This is a genomic window from Planctomycetota bacterium, assembly GCA_033763975.1.
Classification (GTDB): Bacteria; Planctomycetota; Phycisphaerae; order Phycisphaerales; family UBA1924; genus RI-211.
In genome coordinates, this window is record JANRJM010000017.1 from 49,658 (window position 1) to 74,336 (window position 24,679).

At 70.7% G+C, this 24,679-nt stretch carries 18 protein-coding genes; 8 read left to right on the plus strand and 10 right to left on the minus strand.

Features of this window, described 5'->3' with window-relative positions; all coding sequences use genetic code 11:
- Positions 1–2: 2 nt before the first annotated feature.
- From secD to SFY69_10860, 6 genes are all read right to left on the minus strand, one after another.
- Positions 3–3,434 (minus strand): protein translocase subunit SecD, encoded by a 3,432-nt coding sequence (gene secD, locus SFY69_10835; protein ID MDX2132533.1) that lies wholly within the window; start codon positions 3,432–3,434, stop codon positions 3–5.
- A 48-nt stretch (positions 3,435–3,482) separates the two neighbouring features.
- A complete protein-coding gene (gene yajC, locus SFY69_10840) occupies positions 3,483–3,971 on the minus strand; it encodes a preprotein translocase subunit YajC (protein MDX2132534.1) in 489 nt (162 codons plus the stop codon).
- A 58-nt stretch (positions 3,972–4,029) separates the two neighbouring features.
- Positions 4,030–5,268, minus strand: a complete 1,239-nt coding sequence (locus SFY69_10845; GenBank protein ID MDX2132535.1) for a tRNA guanosine(34) transglycosylase Tgt — start codon at positions 5,266–5,268, stop codon at positions 4,030–4,032.
- A complete protein-coding gene (locus SFY69_10850; GenBank protein MDX2132536.1) occupies positions 5,265–6,182 on the minus strand; it encodes a rhomboid family intramembrane serine protease in 918 nt (305 codons plus the stop codon). Before SFY69_10850 ends, SFY69_10845 begins: the two co-directional genes overlap by 4 nt.
- A gap of 85 nt (positions 6,183–6,267) precedes the next feature.
- Positions 6,268–7,257, minus strand: coding sequence for a hypothetical protein (locus SFY69_10855; protein MDX2132537.1), 990 nt, complete (start codon positions 7,255–7,257; stop codon positions 6,268–6,270).
- A 16-nt stretch (positions 7,258–7,273) separates the two neighbouring features.
- Entirely contained in the window at positions 7,274–7,873 is a 600-nt protein-coding gene (locus SFY69_10860) for an NUDIX hydrolase (protein MDX2132538.1), read from the minus strand.
- On the opposite strand from SFY69_10860, the gene SFY69_10865 reads away from it, so the two are divergent.
- Together SFY69_10865 and SFY69_10870 are read left to right on the plus strand one after the other, a co-directional pair.
- Entirely contained in the window at positions 7,872–8,765 is an 894-nt protein-coding gene (locus tag SFY69_10865) for an ABC transporter ATP-binding protein (protein MDX2132539.1), read from the plus strand. The genes SFY69_10860 and SFY69_10865 overlap by 2 nt on opposite strands.
- The gene (locus SFY69_10870) at positions 8,766–9,806 is read left to right on the plus strand and encodes an MlaD family protein (protein ID MDX2132540.1); all 1,041 of its coding nucleotides are present in this window, start codon (positions 8,766–8,768) and stop codon (positions 9,804–9,806) included.
- Between the two features lie 157 nt (positions 9,807–9,963).
- Here the strand turns inward: SFY69_10870 and eno are convergent, their stop codons facing one another.
- A complete protein-coding gene (eno, locus tag SFY69_10875) occupies positions 9,964–11,274 on the minus strand; it encodes a phosphopyruvate hydratase (protein MDX2132541.1) in 1,311 nt (436 codons plus the stop codon).
- 111 nt (positions 11,275–11,385) lie between these two features.
- Between eno and SFY69_10880 the strand changes: the two genes are divergently transcribed.
- A complete protein-coding gene (locus tag SFY69_10880; GenBank protein MDX2132542.1) occupies positions 11,386–12,096 on the plus strand; it encodes a PhoU domain-containing protein in 711 nt (236 codons plus the stop codon).
- A 24-nt stretch (positions 12,097–12,120) separates the two neighbouring features.
- Here SFY69_10880 and SFY69_10885 read toward each other — a convergent pair whose 3' ends face one another.
- Positions 12,121–14,223 carry a hypothetical protein gene (locus SFY69_10885; protein MDX2132543.1) on the minus strand — a complete coding sequence of 701 codons (2,103 nt, stop codon included), beginning with the start codon at positions 14,221–14,223 and terminating at the stop codon, positions 12,121–12,123.
- A gap of 717 nt (positions 14,224–14,940) precedes the next feature.
- Between SFY69_10885 and SFY69_10890 the strand changes: the two genes are divergently transcribed.
- A complete protein-coding gene (locus SFY69_10890; protein MDX2132544.1) occupies positions 14,941–15,726 on the plus strand; it encodes a hypothetical protein in 786 nt (261 codons plus the stop codon).
- Between the two features lie 88 nt (positions 15,727–15,814).
- On the opposite strand, the gene SFY69_10895 is transcribed toward SFY69_10890, so the two are convergent.
- A complete protein-coding gene (locus SFY69_10895) occupies positions 15,815–16,966 on the minus strand; it encodes a DNA topoisomerase IV subunit A (GenBank protein ID MDX2132545.1) in 1,152 nt (383 codons plus the stop codon).
- A gap of 94 nt (positions 16,967–17,060) precedes the next feature.
- On the opposite strand from SFY69_10895, the gene SFY69_10900 reads away from it, so the two are divergent.
- Entirely contained in the window at positions 17,061–17,924 is an 864-nt protein-coding gene (locus tag SFY69_10900) for a hypothetical protein (GenBank protein MDX2132546.1), read from the plus strand.
- Positions 17,925–17,965: 41 nt separating this feature from the next.
- Positions 17,966–18,478 carry a DUF1801 domain-containing protein gene (locus tag SFY69_10905; GenBank protein ID MDX2132547.1) on the plus strand — a complete coding sequence of 171 codons (513 nt, stop codon included), beginning with the start codon at positions 17,966–17,968 and terminating at the stop codon, positions 18,476–18,478.
- Between the two features lie 40 nt (positions 18,479–18,518).
- Here SFY69_10905 and SFY69_10910 read toward each other — a convergent pair whose 3' ends face one another.
- Positions 18,519–21,635, minus strand: coding sequence for a proline dehydrogenase family protein (locus tag SFY69_10910; protein ID MDX2132548.1), 3,117 nt, complete (start codon positions 21,633–21,635; stop codon positions 18,519–18,521).
- Positions 21,636–21,743: 108 nt separating this feature from the next.
- Here SFY69_10910 and SFY69_10915 point away from each other — a divergent pair, with 108 nt between their 5' ends.
- Both SFY69_10915 and SFY69_10920 read left to right on the plus strand, forming a co-directional pair.
- Positions 21,744–22,388, plus strand: coding sequence for a hypothetical protein (locus tag SFY69_10915; GenBank protein MDX2132549.1), 645 nt, complete (start codon positions 21,744–21,746; stop codon positions 22,386–22,388).
- A gap of 99 nt (positions 22,389–22,487) precedes the next feature.
- Positions 22,488–24,671 carry a hypothetical protein gene (locus tag SFY69_10920; GenBank protein MDX2132550.1) on the plus strand — a complete coding sequence of 728 codons (2,184 nt, stop codon included), beginning with the start codon at positions 22,488–22,490 and terminating at the stop codon, positions 24,669–24,671.
- Positions 24,672–24,679: the final 8 nt, after the last annotated feature.

Sequence of the window (24,679 nt, forward strand, 5' to 3'; positions counted from 1 at the left end):
GCCTACACGGCCTGCGGCGTGATGCCCCCCATCGCGGCGAACTCGCGGTCAAACTTCCGCGACCACACCAGCGGGGCCGCGACCGCCACCGACGAGTACGTGCCCACGATGAGCCCGGTCAGCAGGCAGAACGCGAACGAACGCATCCCCTCGCCGCCGATCGCATAGAGGATCAGGCACGACCCGATCGTCGTGCCGCCCGTGATGACGGTGCGGCTGAACGTCTGGTTGATCGAGAGGTTGATGATCGCGGACGTCGCGTGCGGGAGCTTCCCGCGATTCTCGCGGATGCGGTCCATCACCACGACCGTGTCGTTCAGCGAGTACCCCGCGATCGTCAGCAGCGCCGCCACCGCGTTGAGATCGATCTTGAAGGGCAGCAGCCCGATCGCGATCGCGAATCCCTGCGTCGCCTCCCACTCGTACAAGATCTCGCACAGCGCGAGCAGCCCGACCACCGTCACCACGTCGTGCACGAGCGCGACCACGGCGGCCAGCGAGTACCTGGGCGTCTTGAACCGCACCCAGATGTACACGCCGATCAGCAGGAAACTGACCAGCGACGCGGTGATGGCGTCGGCCCGGAACGTGCTCGCGACGCTCGCCGAGAAGTTCTGCACGCTCGCCGGCGTCGTCGCGCGCGTCAGCGCCCGCTGCACCAGCGTCCACTCGCGGTCGCGAACATCCCGCTCCCACCGCGCCTGGCTCTCGAACAGCGTCGAATCCGGCGCGTAGACGAGGATCACCGCCGCGGTCGCGGCGTCGTCGGTGCCCGACAGGGGCTGCACCTCGACCTTGCGCGACAGCGTGTCCGAGAACTCGGCCGTCTGCCGCTCGCTGTGCACCCGCTCGGCCAGATCGCGCACGGCCTCCGGGGGCGAGATGTCGTCGATGACGATCGCCGCCCCGCCCATGAACCCTCGCACCGACCACGTCACCTCGGGGCGGTCGATGTTCTGTCCCAGGACCTCCTTGTCGATGGGGAACACCGGCGCCTGGGCGCCGGCGCGCACGTCGGCCCCGCGGAAGTCCAGCGGCGGCTTGATCCGCGTGACGTCGCGGAACTTGGGCAGCACCGCGTCGAGCACGGCGCGGCTGTTCTCGATGACCGTCTTGATCTGGAACTGGTCCGACGTCACGCCGTCCGCTTCCGGGTCGATCGGGTAGACCTCGGCGGAGGCGAGCTTGCGCAGCTCGTCGCCCGCCGGCGCTTCCTCGGCGACCTGGCGGACCCGCGCCTCGACGTCCGGGCGGCGCATCGTGACGCGGGCGTCCTCGCTCCCCAGCTGCAGCGTCACGACGGTGCCGCCCAGGAACTCGTTGTCGAGCATCCGGCTGCCCTGATACGCGATCAGGCCGATGCCCAGCCCGACGTAGATGAGCGAGACGACGGCGAACACGTAGCGCAGGCGGATCCAGTTGACGTTGGGCGTCAGCAGGCGCTGGATCCCCGGGAGCGCCATGGGCAGCATGGACGTCTTGCGCCACCCGGCGGCGAGCATGAGCGTGAAGATCAGCCGGCTGACGACGAGGGCGGAGAAGAGCGTCGCCACGACGCCCACGCCCATGGTCACGGCGAAGCCCTTGATCTCGGTCGTGCCGAGGTAGTAGAGCACGACGCAGACGATGAGGTTCGTGACGTTGCCGTCGACGATCGAGGCGAGCGCGCGATCGAACCCCAGGCGGATCGCGGTCTTGAGGTCGGCGCCGCGCTGCAGCTCCTCGCGGACGCGTTCGTAGATGAGCACGTTGCTGTCGACGGCCATGCCGAAGGTGAGGATCAGGCCCGCGATGCCGGGCATGGTGAACGCGGCCTGCGACACCGCCATGGCGCCCACGATGATCATGGAGTTGACGAAGAGCGACACGACCGCCACGACGCCGCTGCTGAAGTAGTAGAGGATCATGAACCCGGCGACGATGATGATCGAGTAGATGCCCGAGACAACGCCCTTGCGGAGGTTGTCGGCCCCGAGCTCGGGGCCGACGGCGTTGATGCTCAGGGGCTCGGGGACGAGCTTGGCCTGGAGCGAACCACCGCCCAGCACGCGCACCACGTACTGGATCTCCTCGGGGCTGAACTTGCCCTCGATGCTCCCGTTCGAGCTGATCCGCCCGCGCAGGTTCGGGGCGGTGTACACCTCGTCGTCGAGCAGCACGGCCATCTGATCGCCGATGTGGTCGCCCGTGAGGCGCCCCAGCAGGATCGCGCCGTTCGTGTTCATCTGGAAGTTGATCGACGCGCGCCCGTAGCTGTCCACGCCCGGGTAGGAGCGTGCCACGGCCCACGATCCCTCTTCCTGCGTCAGGCGCGCGGCGCGGGTGTCCCAGCAGAGCATGTAGTAGCTGCCCCCGAAGGGCTCGACCACGTACCCCATGCCGCCGAAGTACCGCGCCCCGTAGTTCGGGTCCTCGTTGAAGGCGCGGGCCTGCTCGGGCGTTTCGATCCACGTCTGGATCTCGTTGATCCGGCACCACTTGACGTCGGTCGCGGAGATCGCGCCCGGGCCGCGTTCACGCAGTTCGTCGCGCGCCTGCTGCTCGCCGGGATACTCCCCGGGCTTCACCGTGATCCGGAAACTCAGCACGCCCGCGTTGCGGAGCAACCGCACCACGTCCTGCGGGTCGTCGAACCCCTTGCGCCGCGCCTCGTACGCGCTGTGCAGGGCGAGAAGGCGGTCGATGTCGGCGGCGGCCTCGGGATGGGCCGCACGCACGCGCCGCTCGGCGACCTCGCGCGCGCTGTCGAGCTGCACCGCGCCGTCCTTGCCGGACACGCTGCGCTTGGTCTTCGAGGCGTTCACGATCGCCAGGATCTCTTCGGCCGAGACCGCCCCGCGGATCGCGGCGTCGCGGGCGTCCTCGTACGCGATGAGCGCCGCGCCCACGCCCAGTTCCATGGCTCGCTTCGCCGCGGCGTCGGGCGCCGCGTCGTACGCCTGCTTGGCCTGCTGGTAGGCGTCCCACGCCGCGACCGCCTTCTCGAGCAGTGCGCGCCGCGAGTCGCTGCCGGCCGAGAGCGACGCCAGCGTCGACGCTCGGTCGGCGGGGGGCGCTTTCACCATCAGGTCGACGCGGGCCGCGTTCAGCGAGGCCGCCCCGAGTTCGGCGAGCGCCTGCTCGAAGGCCGCCTTCAGCGCCTTGACCTCGTCGTTGGGCAGCGGCATCGAAATCTCGATGCGGTCGCGGCCCATCGAAACGATCTGCACCTCCATGACGCCCGTGGGGTCCAGACGGCGCTTCAGCGCGTCGATCAGGCGGGGCATGATCTCCCGGTGATCTTCCGACGGGCCGATCTGCACGGCGTAGATCATGCTCACGCCGCCCGCGAGGTCCTTCCCGCGGCGAAGGCTCTGCTCGGGCGGCACGATCGCGTAGATCGCGAGGAGCAGCACGGCGACAACAAGAGCGAGAGTGGTCCAGGTGCGTTTCATGGAGGGGGGTACCGTAGAACGGGCGGAACGGGCGGCGCGACGGACGTGTCAGACGGGTGCTTTGACCTCGGGCTTGGACTCCACCGTGGCGCCCGGCGCCCGGGTGGACTGCAACACACCCTGGATCGCGCTCTTGGCCACGCGCACGCGGCCTTCCTCGAGCCGCAGCACCACGTCGTCGTCTCCCAGTTCGGCGATCGTTCCGATAATCCCGCCCATGGTCTGCACGCGGTCGCCCCGCTTGATCCCCGCGAGGAGTTCCTGCCGGCGCTTCTTTTCCTTGCGACCGCCAAAGACGCTCACCAGCACCATGACCAGCAGCATGGCGGGCAGGATCCAGAAGATCGGGTCCATCCCGGACTTGGGCGCCGGGCCGGGGGGAGGGCCGCCGGGCGTCGGCGCGCCGGTCACCGGGGCGGCACCGGTCGTCGCGTCGGAACCGCGAACCCCGATCGGAACCACGGGGCCGGCGGTTGTGCCGGGTGTCTCAGTGCCGGCCTGCGCGACGATCCACAGCCCGAAGTCCACGTTCGTCATCGTCCAGTTTCCCCGACGCGGGACCATGCCCCCGCGCCCACCCGAACCAGGTTCGCCATCACGGGGCGACGATCGCGCCCCTGGCAGCCGGCCAACGCGCCAGCAGCGCGGCCCAGTCGTCCGTCGGGATGGCCTCCCGCACGTCGGACATGAACCGCTGGAAGTGCCGTAGGTTATGCAGGCTCACGAGGATCGGACCCAGCATTTCGCCGGCCATGAACAGATGGCGAAGGTAGGCCCGCGTGAAGGGCCGCGCGTCGGGGGTCTTCCAGCCGTGGGCGCTCGGGCGGCAGGCCGGGCAGTCGCACCCGGGATCGATCGGCCCGTCGTCTTCGGCGAACTGCTGATTGCGCAGGCGGATCTGGCCCGCGGGCGTGAACGCGTTCGCGTTCCGCCCGTTGCGCGTCGGGAGCACGCAGTCGAACATGTCCACACCGGCGAGCACGGCGTTCAGGAGGTCACGCTCGTACCCCACGCCCATGAGGTAGCGCGGGCGATCGAGCGGCAGGAGCGGCGCGGTGGCCCGAACGACCCGGGCGATCTCGTCGGGCGGCTCGCCCACCGCGACCCCGCCGATGGCGTAGCCCGGCAGGTCGATCTGCGTGACGCGCTCCGCGCACCACGCGCGCCGGGCTTCGTCGGTGCCACCCTGCACGATGCCGAAGAGCGACTGCTCGTCGGCGCGGGCGTGCGACGCCTTGCAGCGTTCGAGCCAGCGGAGGGTGCGCTCGTTGGCGATGTCGAGGCGCTTCTGGAAGTCGGCGCCGGGCGCGACCCGATCGCGCCGCAGCACGCGAGAGAGACGCGCGTCGGGGGCGTCGGCGTCGTCCGCGCCCTGCGCGGGCGGACAGTCGTCGAAGGCCATGATGATGTCGGCGCCCAGTTCGTTCTGCACGTGGGTGGCGCGTTCCGGGGTGAGGCGGACCATGCTGCCGTCGATGATGGACTTGAAGGTGACGCCGTCGTCGTCGACGCGGTTGACGTCGGCCATGGAGTAGGCCTGATACCCGCCGGAATCGGTGAGGATGGGGGCGTCCCAGTTCATGAAGCGGTGCAGCCCGCCCCGGCGGGCGACGAGATCGGAGCCCGGGCGGAGCAGCAGGTGGTAGGTGTTCGCGAGCAGGATCTGGGCGCCGGTGCGTGAGACCCAGTCGGGGACGATGCCCTTGACGCTGGCGCGGGTGCCGACGGGCATGAAGGCCGGAGTGTCGAACGAGCCGTGGCGCGTGGTGACGCGTCCGCGCCGCGCGCGGCGGGCGCCCGAGCGTGCGAAGATCTCGAAGCGCAGGGCGCTCACGCGACGCCGCCCGAGCGGCGGGCCTCGGTGGCGCGGCGGAGGAGCGACTTCTCCGCGTCGGTCAGGCTGTGCAGGCCCTGCGAGGCGACCTTGGCGAGGATGCGGTCGACCTCGGCGTCTTCCTCGGTGGTGGCGCGCCGTGCGGGCGGGCGCGAGGGAACGTCGGGCGCGCGGGCGGGCGGGCGCGCGGACTTGCGCGAGTCGGTGAAGACGTCGAAGAAATCGCGGAGCAGGTGCGCGCGCCGGATGAGCACGAACCCCGCGGCGGCGCCCCCGAGGTGGGCCGCCTCGCCCCCGGCGTTGTTGCTCTGGAAGAGCACCGAGATCGCGGCGATGCCGACGTAGAGGTAGGCCATGGTCCGGAGTTTGAGGGGGATCGGCGGGAAGAGCAGCTGCACGACGATGTTGGGAGCGATGTACGCGCACGCGAGGATGACGCCGAACACGCCCGCGGACGCGCCCACCAGCGGGGTCTTGACGTCGTTGAACAGCAGGAACGGCACGCGGAACCCCCACTGCGAGGCGAGGTATCCCCCCGCGTTGAGGAGCAGGTAGAACAGCGCACCGGCGATGCCGCAGGTGAGGTAGAACGCGAGGTAGCGCTTGCGCCCCAGGTGGGCCTCGACCATCGGGCCGAACATGTACATGCCGAACATGTTGAAGGCGATGTGCATGATGTCGGCGTGGAGGAACTGGAAGGTGAGGAACCGCCAGAACTCGAGCCCGCCCTGGCTCGTGACCTTGTAGGTGGAGAAGTAGCCGAACGCCCGGATGGGGAGGCTGGACTGGCGCGACATGACATCCACGACGAAGACGATGATGTTGGCGATGATGATCCAGGTGTTGACGGACCACATCGCCGGCCGGGCACGCCGGCGCGACCCCCACACGTACTCGCGGTCGTAGATCCCCATCGCGGCGTCGCCTCCCGAACGGACGCGGCGTCCGGCGCGGTCGCGCCGGGCCCGGAACGTCCGTGCTCCGGTCTAGACGCGGAGTTTAGCGTCGCCGCCGACGCTCGGTCTCACGCTCGAGCACCCGGCGCTCCTGGGGCGTGAGCGAGGCCATCCCGTCGCGCGAGATACGGGCGAGCACGTCGTCGAGGTCCGGGGGCGGGGCGGGCTCCGCCTCGAGGCTCACATCCGGGGCCGGGCGCTCGGCGGGCACGTCGCGCACGGTGATGGTCTGCGTGCCCAGCGCGATGAACTCGAGGCGCCGTGTGTCGAGGTACGTCGCCAGCCCCCCCAGCGCGGCGACCGCCATCAGGCGCGTCTCGCCCGCGCTGGCGCCGATCACGAACACCGCCAGCGCCGCGAAGAGCCCGATGCGCAGGGCGAGCGCCCGGTAGTCGTCCCGGGCGCGCCGGGCCCAGGACTGCACCACGCGCCCGGCATCGAAGGCCGACATCGGCAGCAGCAGGTTCGCCGCCAGCATGATGAGATTCGCGTAGTAGGCCCACCAGGCCCACACCTGCCAGGTCGAGCGCAATCCCGCCGCGGTGATGCGCGGGTCCAGCGGCGAGGGGAGCAGCGCCTCGGGCGATGCCCCCGACGCCAGCACCAGCGACCCCAGCGCCGGCACGAGCAACACCCCGGCGACCAGCCCGCCGCACTCGGCCAGGGGCGACGGCCCGCCCGGCGAGATCGGCGTGGGCGACAGCCCGCCCAGCGGCCAGAGCACCGACGGTGCGCTCTCGCACCCCAGGCGTCGCGCCACCGAGGCACGGAACAGTTCGCGGAACGCCGCGATGACCAGCAGCGATGTGACGACCGCCACGACGTGCACGAGCCCCACGGCGTCGCGCCGCAGCCAGGTCACCAACTCGGCGCCGATCCAGATCGGGACCAGCGCGTGCACGCGCAGCACGCCCGGGATCAGCGGGAACGACCAGACGATCGGGTCTTCGCCCGCGCCCGGCGACCGCAATCCGCGGGCTCCCGGCGGGGGCGCCGGCGTCCGCGTCTCGTCGTGTGCCCCGCGCCCGGTCATGCAAGCCGCTCCGACATCACGCCTCGAGCATCCCCCGCGTCCACGCCGCCTTGGCCGCCGCGGGCATCGCGGGCGCGTTCGCCGCCAGGAACATGGTCAGCATGCTCTTGGCATCGGACAACACCCCGCGCCGGATGAGCGCCGGCACACTCCCCAGGGGCGTCGGCTCGACAACGATGTGCTCGTCCGGCTCCGGCCGGGCGTCACCCCCGGTCAACCCCCGCGCCAGGAACGCCCACATCACCTCGTCGGACAGGCCTGGCGAGGTGTGAAACCACCCGATGGGGTCGAGAGTTGCGGCGGCGAAGCCGGTTTCCTCGCGCAGTTCCCGGGCCGCGGCGTGCCGGGGGTCTTCGCCCCTCCCCAGCGTGCCCGCGGGAAGCTCGAGGATGGCGCGGGCAAGGCTGAGGCGCCAGTTACGGATGAGGACGACCCGAGGGCCCGCGTGATCCTCGAGCAGAGGCAGGATGACGACCGCGCCCGGGTGCCGGATGAACTCGCGGGTGATCGGCGTGCCGTCGCGCGCGGGAAGCGAGGCCTGGACGAAATCGAACTTGGCGCCGTGATGAAGAATGCGTGTGGGGAGAGCGGTCGGAAAGTTCGCGTCGCCTAACATGGCAGATTGTAGTGGCGAGCACGCGATGGGCCGCGCGATGAGCACGGGCAGCACCGACGAGAACCAGAGGGCGAGCGCGGGAACGGCGGGCGCCGCCGCGCCGATCATCCGTCTCGTGGGGCTGCGCAAGTCGTTCGGCCCGCAGGTGGTGCTCGACGGGGTGTCGATCGATTTCGAGCCCGCGAAGACGACGGTGATCATGGGCCCGTCGGGGTGCGGGAAGTCGGTGACGCTCAAGCACATTGTGGGGTTGCTGCGTCCGGACGCGGGCGAGGTGTACGTGCGCGGGCGACGTGTGGACGCGCTGCGCGAGCGCGAGTGGCTCTCGATCCGCCTGGAGATCGGGCTGCTGTTCCAGATGGGAGCGCTGTTCGACTCGATGACCGTGCTCGAGAACGTCTGCTTCCCGCTGCGCGAGCACACCGACCTCTCGGAGCGGGCGCGCGTGGAGCGGGCGCACGAGGCGCTCGACGTGGTGGACATGGTGGGGTTCGACGATCGGCTGCCCTCGCAGCTCTCGGGCGGGCAGCGCAAGCGCGTGGCGCTCGCACGGGCGATCGTGCTGCGTCCCAGCGTCGTGCTGTACGACGAGCCGACCACGGGCCTGGACCCCGTGCGATCCGACGGGATCAACCAGCTCATCCTGAAGCTCCGCCGCACGCTGGGGGTGACGAACATCGTCGTCACGCACGACCTCACCAGCGCCCGGACCATCGCCGACCGCGTCGTGATGCTGCTGGGCGGGAAGGTGGCGGCGTCGGGCACGCTCGACGACCTCGCCCGCTCGCCCGATCCGCGCGTGCAACACTTCCTGTCGGGCACGTACGTGCGGGAGGAAGACGAGCCCGACGCCCCGACCCCCGCCTCGCCCTCGCTCTCGGAGACCCGGTAGATGTTCAAGCATCCGCTGCTGCGCGATTTTCTGACGGGCGTGTTCGCGCTTGGCGCGGTCGCCGGCCTGGCGGCGGTGCTCATCCTCTTCGGCGAGATGAGCGACCTGGGCACCCGGTACTACCGCTTCACCGTTGTCCTTCCCTCCGCGGGCGGGCTGGGGCCGACCTCGCCCGTCACGGTCAACGGCGTGCGCGTCGGGCAGGTGCTCGAGACCGACGTCGTGCCCGAGGGCGCGGCGCTCCTCATCAAGGTGCGCGAGGACGTCAAGATCCCCACCACCTCGCCCGTCACGGTCGAGAAGGGCCTCATCGGCGATTCGGCGCTCGAGTTCACCGTGCGCGACGCGACGAACGTCGCGGCGGAGGCGTTCGTGCGGGACGGCGGGCGCATGGCGTCGACGGCCACCGGCGGGTTCTTCGATCGCATCGCGGGCTCGTTCCAGAAGCCCCTGGACCGGTTGACGGCGTCGGCCGACAAGTTCGACCGGCTCGCCGACACCTGGACGCAGACGGGCGAACTCGTGAACGCGATGCTCCGCCCGCGGACGCCGGGCGAGGTCGACGCCGGCGCCACGCCGAACATCGCCAGCGTCGTCGCGCGCCTCGACGGCGTGGGGGCCGCGGCGCAGTCCTGGCTCGCCGACGATCAGATCCGCGCGGGCGTGCGCGACACCGTCACCCGCGCGGGCGTGGTGCTCGCCGACCTCCAGACGTTTCTCGAGGCGTGGACGGCCACGGCGGACTCGGTGGACATCACGGCGCAGAAGGTTGGCATCGTGGCCGAGAACGTGGATCGCCAGGCCGCCGGGCTCGCGCAGGACGCGTCGAACACGCTGCGGCGCGTCGACGCCGCCGCCGCCGAACTGCAGACCGCCCTGGGCGCGATCAACGCGGGCGAGGGCACCGCCGGGCAACTCGCCCGCAACCCGGACCTGTACAACTCGCTCAACAGCGCGGCCCGGCGCCTGGACGGCGTGCTGACGGAACTCAACCTGCTGGTGCAGCAGATGAAGGCCGAGGGCGTGAAGCTCAAGCTGTGAGCGAAGGGACTGGGGACTGGGGAGGGATTGCCGCCGCACGCGGGGCTGGGCGCGCGCGGAACTGCGAGGGGAGAAGCCCTTGCGTGCGCTTGACGCGAGCGCGACGAGGAGCACTCGCTTGCGCTTCGGGCTCGGAGCGATTCGGCTGCTTGGCGGATCAGCCCCGGTTCCACACGACGCTGCCGTAGACACCCTGCTCGCCGAGCTGCTCGGCGATGCGCAGCAACTGGTTGTACTTCGCGTTGCGGTCGGAGCGGCATGGGGCGCCGGTCTTGATCTGCCCGCAGTTGGTCGCGACGGCCAGGTCGGCGATGATCGAGTCTTCGGTCTCGCCGCTGCGGTGCGACATCACCGCGCCGTAGCGGTTGCGCAGCGCGAGGTTCACCGCCTCGAAGGTCTCCGAGAGCGTGCCGATCTGGTTCACCTTCACGAGGATGGCGTTCGCGCACCCCTCGTCGAGCCCGCGCTGGAGGAACTTGCGGTTCGTGACGAACAGGTCGTCGCCCACGAGCTGCACCTTCGCGCCCAGCTTCTCCGTGAGTTTCTTCCACCCGGCCCAGTCGTTCTCGGCCAGCCCGTCCTCGAGCGAGCGGATCGGGTACTTCTTGCACCAGTCGGCCCACATCTGGATCACGCCGTCGGTCGACATCACCTCGCCCGTGCTCTTGAAGAGCTTGTACCCCTGCTTCTTGTTCTTCTTGTCGGCGGCGGCCTCGTTCCACAGCTCGCTCATCGCCGGGTCCAGCGCGATGAAGATCTGCTCGCCCAGGTCGTACCCCGCCTTGTCCACCGATTCCTCGATGATCTTGAGCGCCTCTTCGTTGCTCTTGAGGTTCGGCGCGAACCCGCCCTCGTCGCCCACGGCGGTCGAGAGCCCCTTGTCGTGCAGCACCTTCTTCAGCGTGTGGTAGATCTCCACGCACGCCCGCGTCGCCTCGAGGAAGTCGTCGAACCCCCACGGCTGGATCATGAACTCCTGGAAGTCCACCGTGTTGTCCGCGTGCTTCCCGCCGTTCAGGATGTTCATCATCGGCACCGGCAGCACCTTCGCCGCGCTCCCGCCGAGGTAGCGGTACAGCGGGAGGCCCGAGCCCTCCGCCGCCGCCTTCGCGCACGCCATCGACACCCCGAGGATCCCGTTCGCGCCGAGCTTGCCCTTGTTCGTCGTCCCGTCCAGGCGGTTGAGCTGCTCGTCGATGCCCTCCTGGTCGCGCACGTCCATGCCGACGATCGCGGGCGCGATCACCGAGTTGACGTTGTGCACGGCCTTGAGCACGCCCTTGCCCATGTAGCGCTTCTTGTCCCCGTCCCGAAGCTCCACCGCCTCGTGCTCGCCGGTCGAGGCCCCGCTGGGAACCGCCGCCCGCCCGGTCTCGCCGGACTCCAGGATGACGTCCACCTCCACGGTGGGGTTGCCGCGGCTGTCGAGGATCTGACGGGCGTGAACGTGGTCGATCGCGAATGCCATGAGTGCCTCCCTCGTCGTTGAGCGGGACGAGGATACTCAGTTCGCGGGCGTGTCGGCGGACCCGAATCGACGGCGCGTCCGCGGGGGGGCTATGTTTTACCCGAGGTACGCATGCCGACGTCGGCCGAGGGATTCAGCGCACGCGCCGACGCCCTGAAGGGCGATCTTGTCGCCCAGGGGCGCCGTGTGCAGGCCATGCTCGAGGGCGCCTTCGAGGCGCTGTTCGATCGCTCGATCGAGCGGGCGTCGTGGGCGATCGCCCAGGACGACGAGATCGACCGGCACGACGTCGAGATCGAGCACGCGTGCGTCGCGCTCCTCACCGACGCCACCCGCCAGGGGGCGGAACTGGCGCCCCAGCAACTGCGGGCGGTGCTGATGGTCGTGAAGGTGAACAACGAGCTCGAGCGTGCCGCGGACGTGGCGACGGACATCGCGACCCTCGCGAAGGATGCCCCGGCCGATCAGCCGCCCTTCCCGGACACGTTCCGCGTGATGGCCAACAGCGTGATCGGCATCGTCCGCGACGCGAACACCGCGATGGCCCGCAGCGACCCGGCGCTCGCGAACATCGTGCTGCAGAGCCAGCACGCCGTCACGGCGTTCAAGGACGCCGTGCTCCGCGACGCGGAGAACAGGCTGGCGACCGGGGCCATGCGTCCCGATTTCGCGTTCTTGCTGCACGAGATCGCAAGCGCGTGCGAGACCGTCGCCGACCATTGCACGAACGTCGCCGAGCAGGTGATCTACCTGACCACCGGGTCGATCGTCCGCCACATGCCCACGAGCTGGGTGCAGGTGGGACGCACCAGCGCGGGCTGAGGCCCGCGGCCACCCGCGGGGCTGTCAGTCGGCGACGCGCACGCCGTCGAGCACGAGCACGCCCTCGGGCGCGTCCTCGACCGAGAGTTCGCTCAGCACGCCGGTGACCGCGATGATCGAGCCGGGCGCGAGCGGACGCGTGGGCTCGCTCAGCAGCAGCACGACGACGGGCGACGGGGCCTCGCTGCGCCCGCGTGCGCGGCAGTACAGCACCTGCCCGCCCGAGGCGTCGCTCTCCGCACGCTCGAGCACCAGTTCCCAGGCGCCGGCGACGGACTTGCCCAGGTACCGCCCGGCAACAGCGGCCCGCTCGCCCAGCGTGGAGCCGCGGATGGTCTCGATGACGCGGACGGGCGTGTCCGACCAGTCGAGCACGCCGCCGCGAGAGGACGCGCGGTACACCACCGACGCGCGCGGGGCGTCGGCGGCGGGCGGGGCGACGCGTTCGTCGGCGAGCGCCGGGGCCGGTACGGGTTCGAACCAGTCGGACGGCAGGTCCCGCCACTGCGTGCCCGAGTCGTCGGCGACGGGGATGTCGAGATACGTGGAGACGCCCGGCGCGGCCGAGGCGGTGTAGATCGCCTCCGCGCCCAGCGAGGCGGAATACACCGAGCCCGCGTCGTACCACGGCACGGCGGGCTCGCACCACGCGCTGTACGCGGGGACGGCCGGAATCACGGCGCAGTACGACACGGGGCGGCAGATTACGACGGGCGTGCACCACGCGCCGCACGGATCGAACCCGCAGCGGTGCCACGAACGCCAGGACGGCGGGCAGGGGGCGTAGTGGTAGCGGTGCCCGTACCAGTGCGAGCGGTACGACACGGTCGTGTACCACGGGTCGCACCAGGGGTCGCGATACCAGTGCGACCAGCCGCTGGAGTACCCGACCGAGACGCCCCACCCGGCGGAACCGAAGCCGATGGAGATGCCCCAGCCGGAGGAACGGGGACGGATCCAGTCGCAATCGTCTTCCCAGTGCCGGTAGCCGCGGGAATGCCGGTAGTGGGCGTACGAGCCGTGCCCGTGCCCGTAGCCGCGGTGGTCATCGTGATGATCCCAGTGCCGCTCGGAATGGTGGCCCCGGTACGAATCGTGCCCGCGCCCGTCGTGGAGACGCTCGGGCGTCTGGGCCGCGACGGCGACCGATCGCTCGACCATGCGGGCCCGCGGGTGCGTCGATGCGTACGTGAACGACTCGGGCGCGGTGCGCGTGCTCGGGGTCCGCTCGCGCGAGACGACCTCGACCGCGTTGGGCTCGGCCTTCTCCGCGGGGCGAGTTGCGGCCCGGTCGATCGGCGTGAAGATGCGGCGTGCCGGGCCGGTGCGCGTGCTGGGATCGGTGCGCACGACCTCCGCCGGCGGGCGGTTCTGCGGGACGTTCTTCACCACGCCGTCGGGCCCGGTGAACGTGGAGGGCGGGGCGACGCGCGGCGCATCGGCGTTCGAGGCGGAGTCACGCGCGCGGTCCATCATTCGGAACCGCGGGTTGGTCGGCGCTCGCTCCACCGTCCCTCGCCCGACGGTGGAGCGGTCCATCTTGAGGTCGCTGGGCGGGGGCGTCGCCGGCCGGGTGGGCGCGCGGTCCGGCCCGGACAGGTCCGAGGGCGTGCTCGACTGCATCGGAGGCGGAGAAGTTCGCGGCTGAGGCCCGGTCCGCTCGAGCATGCGCTGGCGGGGGTTCGGGGGCGCGACGTACCCGCCCGGCACGCTGGACGAGGAGCGCGGCGCGGGACCAACCTGCGGCGTGCGCGCCCTGGGTGCCTGCGGCGCGGGGGCCGCCTGCGGCGCGCGAGGTCCCGGGGCCGGCGCGGCGCGGCGGTCGTCGGAGCGCGGCGGGGGCGTCGGGCCGGCACGCTCGATCATCCGGGCGCGCGGGTTCGAACTGGGCGCGGGACGCGAAGGCTCGGCGCGCGGCGGCTCGGCGCGCGGCGCGGGAGCCGCCCGGGGCGCCTCGACACGCGGCGCGGGACGCGGCTGCTCGGCACGCGGCGCCTGCTGGCGCGCGCGTTCCACCATCTTCGCGCGCGGGTTCTTGTTCTTGTCGTCGTCAGCCCTCGAGATCGGCGTGCCGGCGACCATCACCAGCGCGGCGCACGCGGCGAGCGGGATCCAACGGCTCTTCATCTCAGGGTTCATGAGAGTGTTTGAGGCGCGGGGAGAGAGGATGTTCCGAGATTCCGCGCCCCACCTTTGTACGGACGATATCCGTCCGGGTTTCCCGGGGCATCCCGCAGGGCGCCGGCAACCGCGGCCTGGTGCGCGACAGGCTGGACGCCCCAGCCGCATTCCGGGCACATTCGCCCTGCGTTCGGGTGTGCGAGGGTGGGATGCTCGCAGCAGGGGCAGGCGCCGGCGAGGACGCGCCGAGCCCGGTACATCCCCCACCGCCGGGCCGCCAGAAGGCCGACCGGCACCGCGGCCACCCACAGGGGCACGTGCAAGTACCTGTAGCCCGACGGGAACGGCCACGGCGCCTCGGCGACGTGGTACGGGCGCCAGTTCAGGCGCACCGTGCCCGCCCCGAACTGCCGGCACACGAACTGCAGAGGGCTGGCGACGGTGGCGTAGCGGCTGTACCCGATGACGAGCTCACCCTGGTTGACCGTCACCTGCGTCCCGCCGCTGGACGTCCTCGCCCACAGGCCGATCTGTCGGAACGCGCTGGCCCACACAGCCAGACCGAGCGCGCAGGCGATGAACGTCCAACCCCAGGGCGCGGTGCCGGTGTGGCGCATGAAACGAGCCTCCGTTTGAGATGAACGATCTCTCAGGTTGATCGGGCATCGGCGCCGTCCGTCTCGACGATTCATCCGATCGTCCGGACGCGCGGTACGCTTTCGCATGAGAACGTCCATCCTGCTGGTGCTGGCGATGTGCGTTGCGGTCCTCCCGGGGTGCGTCGCGTGGGAGATCCGCGACGAGATCCGCGGTGCCAACGCGAAGCTCGACTCGGTGCAGTCCACGCTCGGGCAGACCAACGAGCGACTCAACTCTGTCGAGGACAAGCTCACCCGACTGGAGACCACCAACGCGCTGCTCGGGAATGTCGAGCAGGGGCTGGGGCGGATCGACTCCACCAACTCGTCGCTCTCCACCCTCGAGCAGCAGCTCGCGGTGCTGAACTCGATCAACACCTCGCTCCAGCGGCTGGACTCGCACCTGGCCTCGCTGCGCGGCACCATCGGGCGGATCGACAGCGTGATGCCCTTCCTCGACCTGGGGGGCGGGCCGGTGGACGTCCCGCCCGCGCCGCCGGCCAACGCCGAGGGCTCGCCCGAGGGGAGCCCCGCGGACGGCGGAACGCCCGGCGGCCAGGCGGCACCCGCGCGACGCGATCCGCTGCTGGGGGCGTGGGTGAGCGTCTACCCCGACGGCACAATGGCGCTCGTGTTCTTCACCGACGGAAAACTCGTCTACGCGGCGCAGGGGCTCGGAGCGCACGACTGGACGTGGAGGCGCGACGGGGCGAACCTGGTCCTGGTGGAGCCCGCGCGCCAGGCGCAGGACCTCAACGGCGAGGTGACCACGATTCCGGCGCGGGAGCGTACGTTTGTTGTGGAGGCGGTGGCGGCCCGTTCACTGGTGCTGCGCGAGGGGAACGTTCTGCGGATGTTCTCAAGGCCGTAGTGGGAGCGATCGGGCTCGCGTCGCACGGAGACGGGCCCTCGCCGGCGCTCCGGGCGTTTTCAGAGGGCGGATCGGTCAGGGCCGGCGCCTATTCCAGCCAGTCTTCGGCGGCGAGCCGCTCGGGCACGTACGTCTCGGTCACGTACGAGATGTCCTTGTTAAGCATGGCTTCGACTTCCATCTTGAAGCCGTTGTCGAGGAGCATGCGGATCTCCTTCTGCCAGCCCTTGTGCTCGGCGAACCAGGGGTAGGCGAGGATCTCGTTGGCGCGCTTGATGTCGGTGTCCTTGAGCTCGATCTTGACGGCGTCGGAAAGATCGCACTCGACGAAGTCCTTGGCGCGAACGCCCAGAAACTTCGCCTCGGGGATGGCGAGGCGTGAAGACTCGAACGCCAGCGAGATCGAGCCCTGCTTGATGACGCTGTAGATGTAGTGCCCCCAGGGATCGCAGTCGAGCAGGCAGATGACGGGGAGTTTGAGCTCCTGGTTGAATCGCTGGAGGAGCCGCCGGACGCCCCGGGGGGGCTGGCCCCCGCCGTGGGTGAGGATGCAGTTGTGCTTCTCCCAGAAGCGGTCCTCGTTGAAGCGATTCCAGACGGTGCCCTTCTCCACATGCAGGACGAACTCGGCCTCGCACTTGCCGAACTCGAAGATGTCGGGCTCGACGATGCTGGGGATGCCGTGCCCGCCCCGCCCGGTCTGGCGGCAGTCGATGACATCGCCCCCGTCGACGATGGTGATGTTGCCGGCCATGACGCCGCGGTTCTCGGCGAAGATGTGCAGTTCCTCGCGCAGGGCCCCGAGCGAGACCTCGAGGTCTTCGAGGATGGGGTCGGACTCGTCCTGGGTGTCGAAGGTGTTCTCCTTCGTGCCCGCGACGGTGTGCTTGGCGATGTAGAACACACCTCGCAGGCTGGAAGTCTTGCCCTCGTCGATGAGCTTCTTGATCGTGCTCGCGTGGAGCATGGTCTGCATGAACTGCTTGGCCTGGTTCAGGTTGAACAGCTCGCGCTCGGCGGTGGCGTCGCCCATCTGCAGGATCTTCTGCTTCTTGCTCCACGTCGTGTTGCTCTTGGTGCGCAGCGGGATGTCGAGGCGGGGCTCCTTCCCGGCTTTGGCGGTCTTCGCCACCGTGGAGGCCAGCCCCGTGAGCTTGCCCAGGGTGACGCGGTCTCGCTCCTTGAGGGCGGCGCCCCCCGCCTTGGCGTCGGACTTCTTCGGGGCGGCTTTCTTGGCCATGCGTTCGCACTCCGTTGCTGGGGCCCTGCGGCTGGAAGGTCCAGTGTAGAAGCGGGCGGCGGGCGCGGGCCGCCCGCGCGGTATGCTGGTCGCCATGAACCGGATTCTCGTGTGCGTGGCGTTCGCGGCGTGCGGCGCGTCGGCCCTGGCGCAGTCCATGGCCCCCGCGACCGACCCGGGCCAGAAGCAGTCGCCGAGCGCCGAACCGCCCCCCACCCTGCGCGGGCCCGACGTGCCCCGCGAGGTCAAGACGACGCTCGTGCAGCGCGACGCGCGGGGGAACCTGCGGCGGGTGGAAGGGCGCCCGGAGGACGCGGCGCTGGCGCTGCTCGATCTCGAGCCCGACGTGCGCGAGCGCGCCAAGAGCGTGGCGTCGGACCGGGCCGTGCGACTGGGCACGCGCATGATCGAGGACATCGAGCGGGTGCGGGTCATCTCGGACGCGACGCAGGCGGGAGACCGCGAGCGTGCGGCCGACCTGGTCCGCGAGTTCTGGCACGAGTTCGAGGCGGGCGAGCCGCGCGAGCCCCTGCTGGCGGAGATCGCCGGGATGCTCACCACCGAGCAGGCGGCGTCGCTGCGCCGGCTGACGGACGAGTACTGGAACGCGTGGATCGACTGGGAGCTGCGCAACAGCAAGGACACGTCGGAACGCGCGCGAGAGCGCGTGCGCACGCGCCTCGCGTTCCAGCTCTTCCAGGACGAGGTGCGCCAGGCGTACGAGCGGATCATCAAGCCGTATCGCGATCGCATCGAGGGGCTGTACGGCGCACTCGACCCGACGCCCGAGCAGCGCGAGGCCATCCGCGACGTGGTGATCGCGTACGTGAAGGAATCGAAGGCCAAGCCCACGCCCGAGCAGCGCCGGGCGGTGCTGGGAAAGATCTACCGACTGCTGGACGAAGAGCGGCGGGCGAAGTTCTTCGACCTCGTGGCGCGCGACGTGTCGAATCCATAGCATGCGATGTCGCGGACGGCGTCGCGGTGGAGGAGTTTCGCATGGCGGAGCAGGCGAAGAAGAAAAAGAAGAAGAAGGCGAAAAAGAAGTCCGCCGGGGCTTCGGGCGGGCGCATGAAGAAGGCGGCCCCTCGCCCCACGCGATCCGGCTCGACGCACGCCTTCCCATCGAAGGCTCCCGCGAGCGCGACGAGACGATCGGACTATGGCGAGCCCGGGCACGTCGCGATCGATCGCCTGCCCGAGCCCCATCGCTCCATCGCCCGCGCCGCCGACGCGATGATCGTGCGGGCTGTGAAAGGGTGCGAGTCAGTGGTCAAGTGGGGCAACGCGTGCTACTTCAAGGACGGGGTAGCGTTCGCCGCGCTCGCACGCACGAAGAAGGGCATCAACCTCGTGCTCCCCGGCGTGGGACTCGACGACCCGCACGGGCTGCTCGAGGGCTCCGGGGCGTTCATGCGCCACATCAAGCTCCACGACGCGGACATGGCGACGCGGCCCGGGGTGGCGGCGCTCGTCAAGCAGGCGGTCGGCGTGGGGTTCGAGCGGATGTGACGCTCGGCCGGACCCGCGCACCACGGCGCACCCACCGGGCTCACAGCTCGGGCGCGAACCCGCGGCGCATCGTGTTCTCGGCGCAGTTGCGCGGCTCGACGAAGTGGTACAGGTACTCGAGGCCCCCGGCCTTCGTGCCCACGCCCGACATCCCGAACCCGCCGAACGGGTGGCGGCCCACGAGCGCGCCGGTGATGCCCCGGTTGATGTAGAGGTTGCCGACGCGGAACTCACGCCGGGCCCGCTCGATGTTCGAGGGCTTGCGCGTGAACACCCCGCCCGTCAGCTTGAAGACGCTGGCGTTCGCGAGGTCGAGCGCGTGCGAAAAATCGCGCGCGTGCAGGATCGCCAGCACCGGGCCGAAGATCTCTTCCTGCGCCAGTTCGTGCTCGGGCGGCACGGGCCAGAAGACGTGCGGCGAGACGAACTCCAGCGATTGCGAAACGCCCGCCTTCATCGCCCCGATGTCCGGCGGCAGCGGCAGCGACGCGAACTCCAGCCCCGACTTCTTCGCCCGCTCGATGTACCCCTCGATCTTGGCCTTCGCGTCGGCGTCGATCACCGGGCCGACGTCCGTCCCGGGGCGGGTGGGGTCGCCGATGACCAGGGCCTTCATGGCCTCGGTGAGCCGGCGGCGGAACGCGGTGAACGCCGGGCCGTCGGGCCCCTGCGGGTCCACCACGATGCAGCGCGAGCAGGCCGAGCACTTCTGCCCCTGGTAGCCGAACGCGGAGTACCGCACGGCGAGGACGGCCTCGTCGAAGTCGGCGCTCGTGTCGACGATCAGCGCGTTCTTGCCGCCCATCTCGCAGACGACCTTCTTGACGTGCGTCGGCGCCGGGGCGGGCGCGCCCTCGGCGCGGGCGAAGGGCGACGGCGGCGCGGCGGCGTTGAGGATGTCGAGCCCGACCTCGCGCGAGCCGGTGAAGGCGATGAGCGCCACGCGCGGGTCGCGGACGAGTGCCGCGCCCGTCCTGCTGCCCGGGCCCGGGCAGAACTGCACGATGTCGTCGGTGCGCACGCGGGCGCCGCCGGCCTCGGCCAGCACCTCGCGCAGCGAATCGCGCAGGATGTCGATCATGATGCTCGCGATGCCTAGCGTCTGCTCGCTGGGCTTCACGATGACGGTGTTGCCGGTGACGAGGGCGGCGACGGCCATGCCGCAGCAGATCGCGAGCGGGAAGTTCCACGGCGCGATGACGACCGCGACGCCCCGGGGCTGGTGCCACTGCTCGTCGAGCTCGCCGATGAACCTGCCGAGGCGCTGGCGCTGGAACAGCGGCACGGCGCAGCGCGCGTAGAACTCGCAGAAGTCGATGGCCTCGCAGACGTCGGCGTCGGCCTCGCGCCAGGCCTTGCCGGCCTCCTTGATCATGACGCCCGATAGGCCGTCGCGCTCGGCGCGCATGCGGGCGGCGGCACGCACGAGCACCGCGGCGCGGAGCGCCGGGTCGGCGTCGCGCCAGGCGGGGAACGCGGCCTCGGCGCGGGCGACCATCTCGCGCGCGTGCTCGGGCGTGCGGTCGTTGGCGATGCGCGGCACGGTGGCCTTCGCCACCGCCGCCCCGAACGCCTCGCGCTGCCTGGCGTCGGCGAAGTCGCGCAGGGGCTCGTTGAAGAACGGGCGGGGCGCGACGCCCGGCACGACCGGCGAGAGGTTGTGCCGCTCGGGCATCACCTCCGGCGAGAGCGTCAGCACGCCCGCGCCGGGCTCGCGCGCGGGCGGGGCGGGGGCGCGCAGCAGCACGGCGGGGTCGGCGTTGTCGAGGAACCCGGCCTTCAGCCAGCTCTCGTTGCTCGTGTTCTCCAGCAGCCGGCGCACGAGGTACGCCATCCCCGGGATCATCTCGCCCACGGGGACGTACTCGCGCACGCGCAGGCCCATCTCGCCCGCGGCGTACTTGAGCTGGTCGGCCATGCCGTGCAGCATCTGGATCTCGATCGCGCTGTGCGGCAGGCCGCGAGATTCGGCGCCCGCGAGCGCCGCGGCGATCGACCGCACGTTGTGGCTGCCCAGGGCCAGCTTCACGCCCCCCTCACCGGCGGTGCGCGGGCACGCGTCGAGGAAGACACCCGTCATGCGCTCGAAGCACGCGTCGGTCTGCCACTTCTCGCTCCAGACCGGCACGGGCCAGCCGTGCAGTTCGGCCTTGATCGTCTCGGCGTCCCAGTACGCGCCCTTCACCAGGCGCACCGTGACCTGCTTGCCCGTGCGGCGCGCCCACTCGCACACCCGGCGCGCGTCGTCGGGCCCGCTGCGCAGGTACGCCTGCATCGCCAGCCCGCCCTGGAACTCCACCCGCTCGCGGCAGCGCATGAACAGGTCGATCGTGAGGTCCTTGAGCGCGTGGTGCTCCATGTCGAAGTTCACGAACACGCCCCGGTCGCGCGCCGTCTCGAGGATCGGCACGATGCGGCGCATCGCCTCGGCGATCGAGCCCTCGGTGTCGATCGGGTCGCACCGGGCCGAGAGCGCCGAGATCTTGATCGAGACGTTCGTCCGCGGGATCGGGCCCAGGTGGTCGCTCTCGAGGCGCGCCACGCCCGGCCAGGCGGCGACCGCGCCGGGCAGGTTCTGCACCAGGTCGAGGTACTTGCGCTGGTAGTGGTCCGCCTCTTCGTCCGAGACGCACACCTCCCCCAGCAGGTCGACCGAGAACGCGATCCCGTCGTCCCACAGCGACTTGAGCCCGGGCAGGGCGCTCGCGGCGTCGGTGCCCGCGATGAACTTGCTCGCCATCCCCGTGATCTGCTTGCCGATCTGCGACGCCGCCAGCCCCTTCGCCAGCTTGCCCGCCTTGATCGCCGCGTCGATCACGCCCGGCACGGTGACGCCCGGCTGGCTCAGGTAGTCGGTCAGGTGGTCGTAGATGTCCTCGGGGGTCTTGAGCATCGGGAAGCAGTCGACGAACCGGAACAGTTGGACCTTGAAGTTGGGGTCCTTCATGGACCATTCCATCAGGGCGTCGCTGTAGAACCTCGACGACAGCAGGCTCGACTTGTGCGCCCGCGCACGGGCGAGCATGTCGCCCCCCAGTTCGAGCACCCGCGCCTCGCTCCCGCCCGTCGAGGCGGGGCCGGCAGCGACGCCGGCGGAGGGGGCTGGAACGACGACGACCGCCTGCGGCTGCTTGGACTTGCGCGAGAAGAACGCCATACGCCTCCCGGATACAGACTTGCGCAAGCGTATCCCGACGCACCGGGCGCCCGCCCTCCCGCAACCGCCCCCGCAACCCGTTCGGCCTCGTGGCGGTACGAGTCCCGCGTGCCTGACACCCATCCATTCCGACGAGCCCCCGTCCGCGCGCTGGCATTGGTCGCCGCGGGGATGCTGCTCGCCCTGCCCGCGTGCAAGCCCTCCGACCCGGCCTTCCGGGCCAGTACCCTCGCGGCGTCGCCGGCCGGCGGGCGAGCGGCGGCTGCCCAGCAGATCGCGGCGGACTGGGCCGCGGGGACGCTCCGCCTCGACGAGTGCATCGACCTCGGGCAGGAAATGCTGGAATCGGCGGCGAGCGGGTCGCCCTTCCGCAACGGGCCCCCGACGCCCTCGGCCGACGCCACGGCGTTCGCCGGGGCCGTGCTCGACGCCGCCTCGCTGCTCGACGCGAAGCTGCCCAAGGACGACAACTCGCAGTTGTTCTGGATGCGCCTGGGGCGCCTGGCGTTCCGCGGTGCCGAGGAAGCGCACGCCGCCGGGCGCCTCGCGGAGGCGTCGTCCATCATGCTCGCCGGCCCGCAGCGCTGGCAGGGCGAGGGGTACTGGTACATGTACCCCGACCACGACGGGCTGGTCGCGGTGATCCTGGCGAAATCCGGTCGCCGGAGCGAGGCGATCGCGCGGCTTCAGAACCGCGTAGACCTCAAGGGCGTCGCCCTCGAGGTCTACGAGATGCTGCAGCGCGGGCAGTAGCCGCCCGTGTCACGCACGCGTCACAAGCAATCGAACACGTGTGCGGCGTCGCGCGTCCGATGAGTACGCTGTGCGCGCCGCACACCCAGGAGACACCCCATGCGCGTCCCGACGTTGCTCGCCCTTGTCGCCGGCACCACCCTCGCACTCGCCGCGTTCTCGCCCGTGAGCCACGCCCAGCCGGCGCCGCGCGCTGCCGCAGGCAGCGCCCCCGCGGGCGGCGCGGCTCCCGTCGCGCAGGCCGCCGACCTGCCGATCCGGCGCATCACCCTGTACCGCTCGGGCGTGGCCTCGTTCGAGCGGCGCGGGCTGGTGCAGGACGACGTGTTGATCCAGCTCCGCTTCAAGACCGACCAGATCAACGACATCCTGAAGTCCATGGTCGTGCTCGACCTCTCCCGCGGCAAGGGACGCGTCGACGGCATCTCCTACGCCTCGCGCGAGCCGCTGGACCGGCGCCTTGCCTCCTTCGGCGTCGACCTGTCCGACAACCCCACGCTCCCCGCCATGCTCACCCGCCTGCGGGGCTCGGGCGTCACGCTCGCGCTGCCCGAGGGCAACCTCAGCGGCACGATCATCGGCACCGAGATGCGCGCCCAGGCGATGGGCAACGCGCAGCAGCCGATCAGCGTGCCGTTCCTGAACGTCCTGACGCCCACCGGCATCCGCAGCGTCAGCCTGTACGACATCCGCGGCGCCAAGCTCGACGACGCGGCCCTCGCCGACGAACTCGCCAAGGCTCTGGCCGCCCTGGCCGAGCACCGCGCGGACCGCACGAAGACCGTGGACATCCACCTCTCGGGCGAGGACGCGCGCGAGATCGTCGTCGCGTACGTGCAGGAATCGCCGGTGTGGAAGACCAGTTACCGCCTGGTGCTGCCCGACGCGCCGCAGACCGGCCCCGGCGATTCGGCCTCGCCCGCCGACCGCTTCACGCTGCAGGGCTGGGCGATCGTCGAGAACACCACCGACGAAGACTGGACGAACGTCGGGCTGTCGCTCGTCTCGGGGCGGCCGGTGAGCTTCCGCATGGACCTGTACGAGCCGCTGTACCTTGATCGCCCGGAACTCGCCGTGCCGACCGAGGCCGGGGCGCTCGCGCGGGCGTACGACGGAGGCGAAGAAGCCGCCGCCGAGCTGGCGGAGGTCGACGCCGCCCCGGGGCGCTCGCTCCAATCCCGCGGCAGACGTGACGAGGCCTTCTCCATGGGCGCGCCCGTCGCCCCGGCGCCCGCCGCCGGACGTGCCGCCGAGATGCTCGACAAGCGCCTGTCCTCGGGCGAGATGGCCGACTACGCCGGCGCGGGGGTCGGGCGGGGCGTCGAGACCGGCGAGGTCTTCCAGTTCGAGATTTCCCACCCCGTCACCGTCGAGCGCCAGCGCTCGGCCATGCTGCTCATCACCAACACGGGCATCGACGGGCGACGCGTGAGCATCTACAACGCGGCCGACAACCCCGCGCACCCCATGCGGGGCGTGCGCGTCACCAACTCCACCGGCGCGCCGCTCATGCCCGGCCCGATCGCCGTCTACGACGCGGGGACGTACGCCGGCGACGCGGTTGTCTCGCACGTGCCCGCGGGCGATGATCGCCTGCTCGCCTACGCCGTCGACCTCGACGTGCGTGCCGAGACCACCTCGCGCCCGACGCAGGAACTCCAGAAGTTCCGCATCGCGGGGGGCCTGCTCGAGAGCTCCACCCTCGTCACGTCGCGGACCATCTACGCCATGTCCAACAAGGACACGCAGCGCCCGCGCACGATCCTGATCGAGCACCCGAAGATGGACGGCTGGGAACTCGTGGGCCCCGCGAAGCCCGCGGAGACGACCGCCGACACGCTCCGCTTCTCGCTCGACGTGCCCGCCGGCAAGGCCGCCTCGCTCGACCTCGCCTTCCGGCGCGTCGAGCGCCAGACCTTCGCGATCGTCTCGTTCGATCTCACGCGTCTGGCGGCGTACGCCCGCCAGGGCAAGGTCTCCGACGCCGTCGTCGCCGCCGTACGCGACGCCGCGAAGCGCCAGAGCGACATCAACGCGCTCACGCAGCGACTCTCGGCCCTGGAGACGGAACGCCGGGAGATCGGCGAAGACCAGAGCCGCGTGCGTCAGAACATCGGCAGCATCGACCGCACCAACGAGCTGTACTCGCGCTACATGAAGAAACTCAACGACCAGGAGACGCGCCTGGAAGCCATCGAGAACGACCTCGCCCAGACCCGGGCGGCCCAGGAAAAAGCCCAACGCGACCTCGCGACGTTCATCGCGTCGCTCAACGTGGAGTAAGCCTCTGC

Bases quoted from the DNA above. Each gene is read 5' to 3' on its own strand.
- secD (MDX2132533.1), bottom strand. From the start codon at position 3,434: ATGAAACGCACCTGGACCACTCTCGCTCTTGTTGTCGCCGTGCTGCTC.
- yajC (MDX2132534.1), bottom strand. From the start codon at position 3,971: ATGACGAACGTGGACTTCGGGCTGTGGATCGTCGCGCAGGCCGGCACT.
- SFY69_10850 (MDX2132536.1), bottom strand. From the start codon at position 6,182: ATGGGGATCTACGACCGCGAGTACGTGTGGGGGTCGCGCCGGCGTGCC.
- SFY69_10855 (MDX2132537.1), bottom strand. From the start codon at position 7,257: ATGACCGGGCGCGGGGCACACGACGAGACGCGGACGCCGGCGCCCCCG.
- SFY69_10865 (MDX2132539.1), top strand. From the start codon at position 7,872: ATGGCAGATTGTAGTGGCGAGCACGCGATGGGCCGCGCGATGAGCACG.
- SFY69_10860 (MDX2132538.1), bottom strand. From the start codon at position 7,873: ATGTTAGGCGACGCGAACTTTCCGACCGCTCTCCCCACACGCATTCTT.
- SFY69_10870 (MDX2132540.1), top strand. From the start codon at position 8,766: ATGTTCAAGCATCCGCTGCTGCGCGATTTTCTGACGGGCGTGTTCGCG.
- eno (MDX2132541.1), bottom strand. From the start codon at position 11,274: ATGGCATTCGCGATCGACCACGTTCACGCCCGTCAGATCCTCGACAGC.
- SFY69_10880 (MDX2132542.1), top strand. From the start codon at position 11,386: ATGCCGACGTCGGCCGAGGGATTCAGCGCACGCGCCGACGCCCTGAAG.
- SFY69_10885 (MDX2132543.1), bottom strand. From the start codon at position 14,223: ATGAAGAGCCGTTGGATCCCGCTCGCCGCGTGCGCCGCGCTGGTGATG.
- SFY69_10890 (MDX2132544.1), top strand. From the start codon at position 14,941: ATGAGAACGTCCATCCTGCTGGTGCTGGCGATGTGCGTTGCGGTCCTC.
- SFY69_10895 (MDX2132545.1), bottom strand. From the start codon at position 16,966: ATGGCCAAGAAAGCCGCCCCGAAGAAGTCCGACGCCAAGGCGGGGGGC.
- SFY69_10900 (MDX2132546.1), top strand. From the start codon at position 17,061: ATGAACCGGATTCTCGTGTGCGTGGCGTTCGCGGCGTGCGGCGCGTCG.
- SFY69_10905 (MDX2132547.1), top strand. From the start codon at position 17,966: ATGGCGGAGCAGGCGAAGAAGAAAAAGAAGAAGAAGGCGAAAAAGAAG.
- SFY69_10910 (MDX2132548.1), bottom strand. From the start codon at position 21,635: ATGGCGTTCTTCTCGCGCAAGTCCAAGCAGCCGCAGGCGGTCGTCGTC.
- SFY69_10920 (MDX2132550.1), top strand. From the start codon at position 22,488: ATGCGCGTCCCGACGTTGCTCGCCCTTGTCGCCGGCACCACCCTCGCA.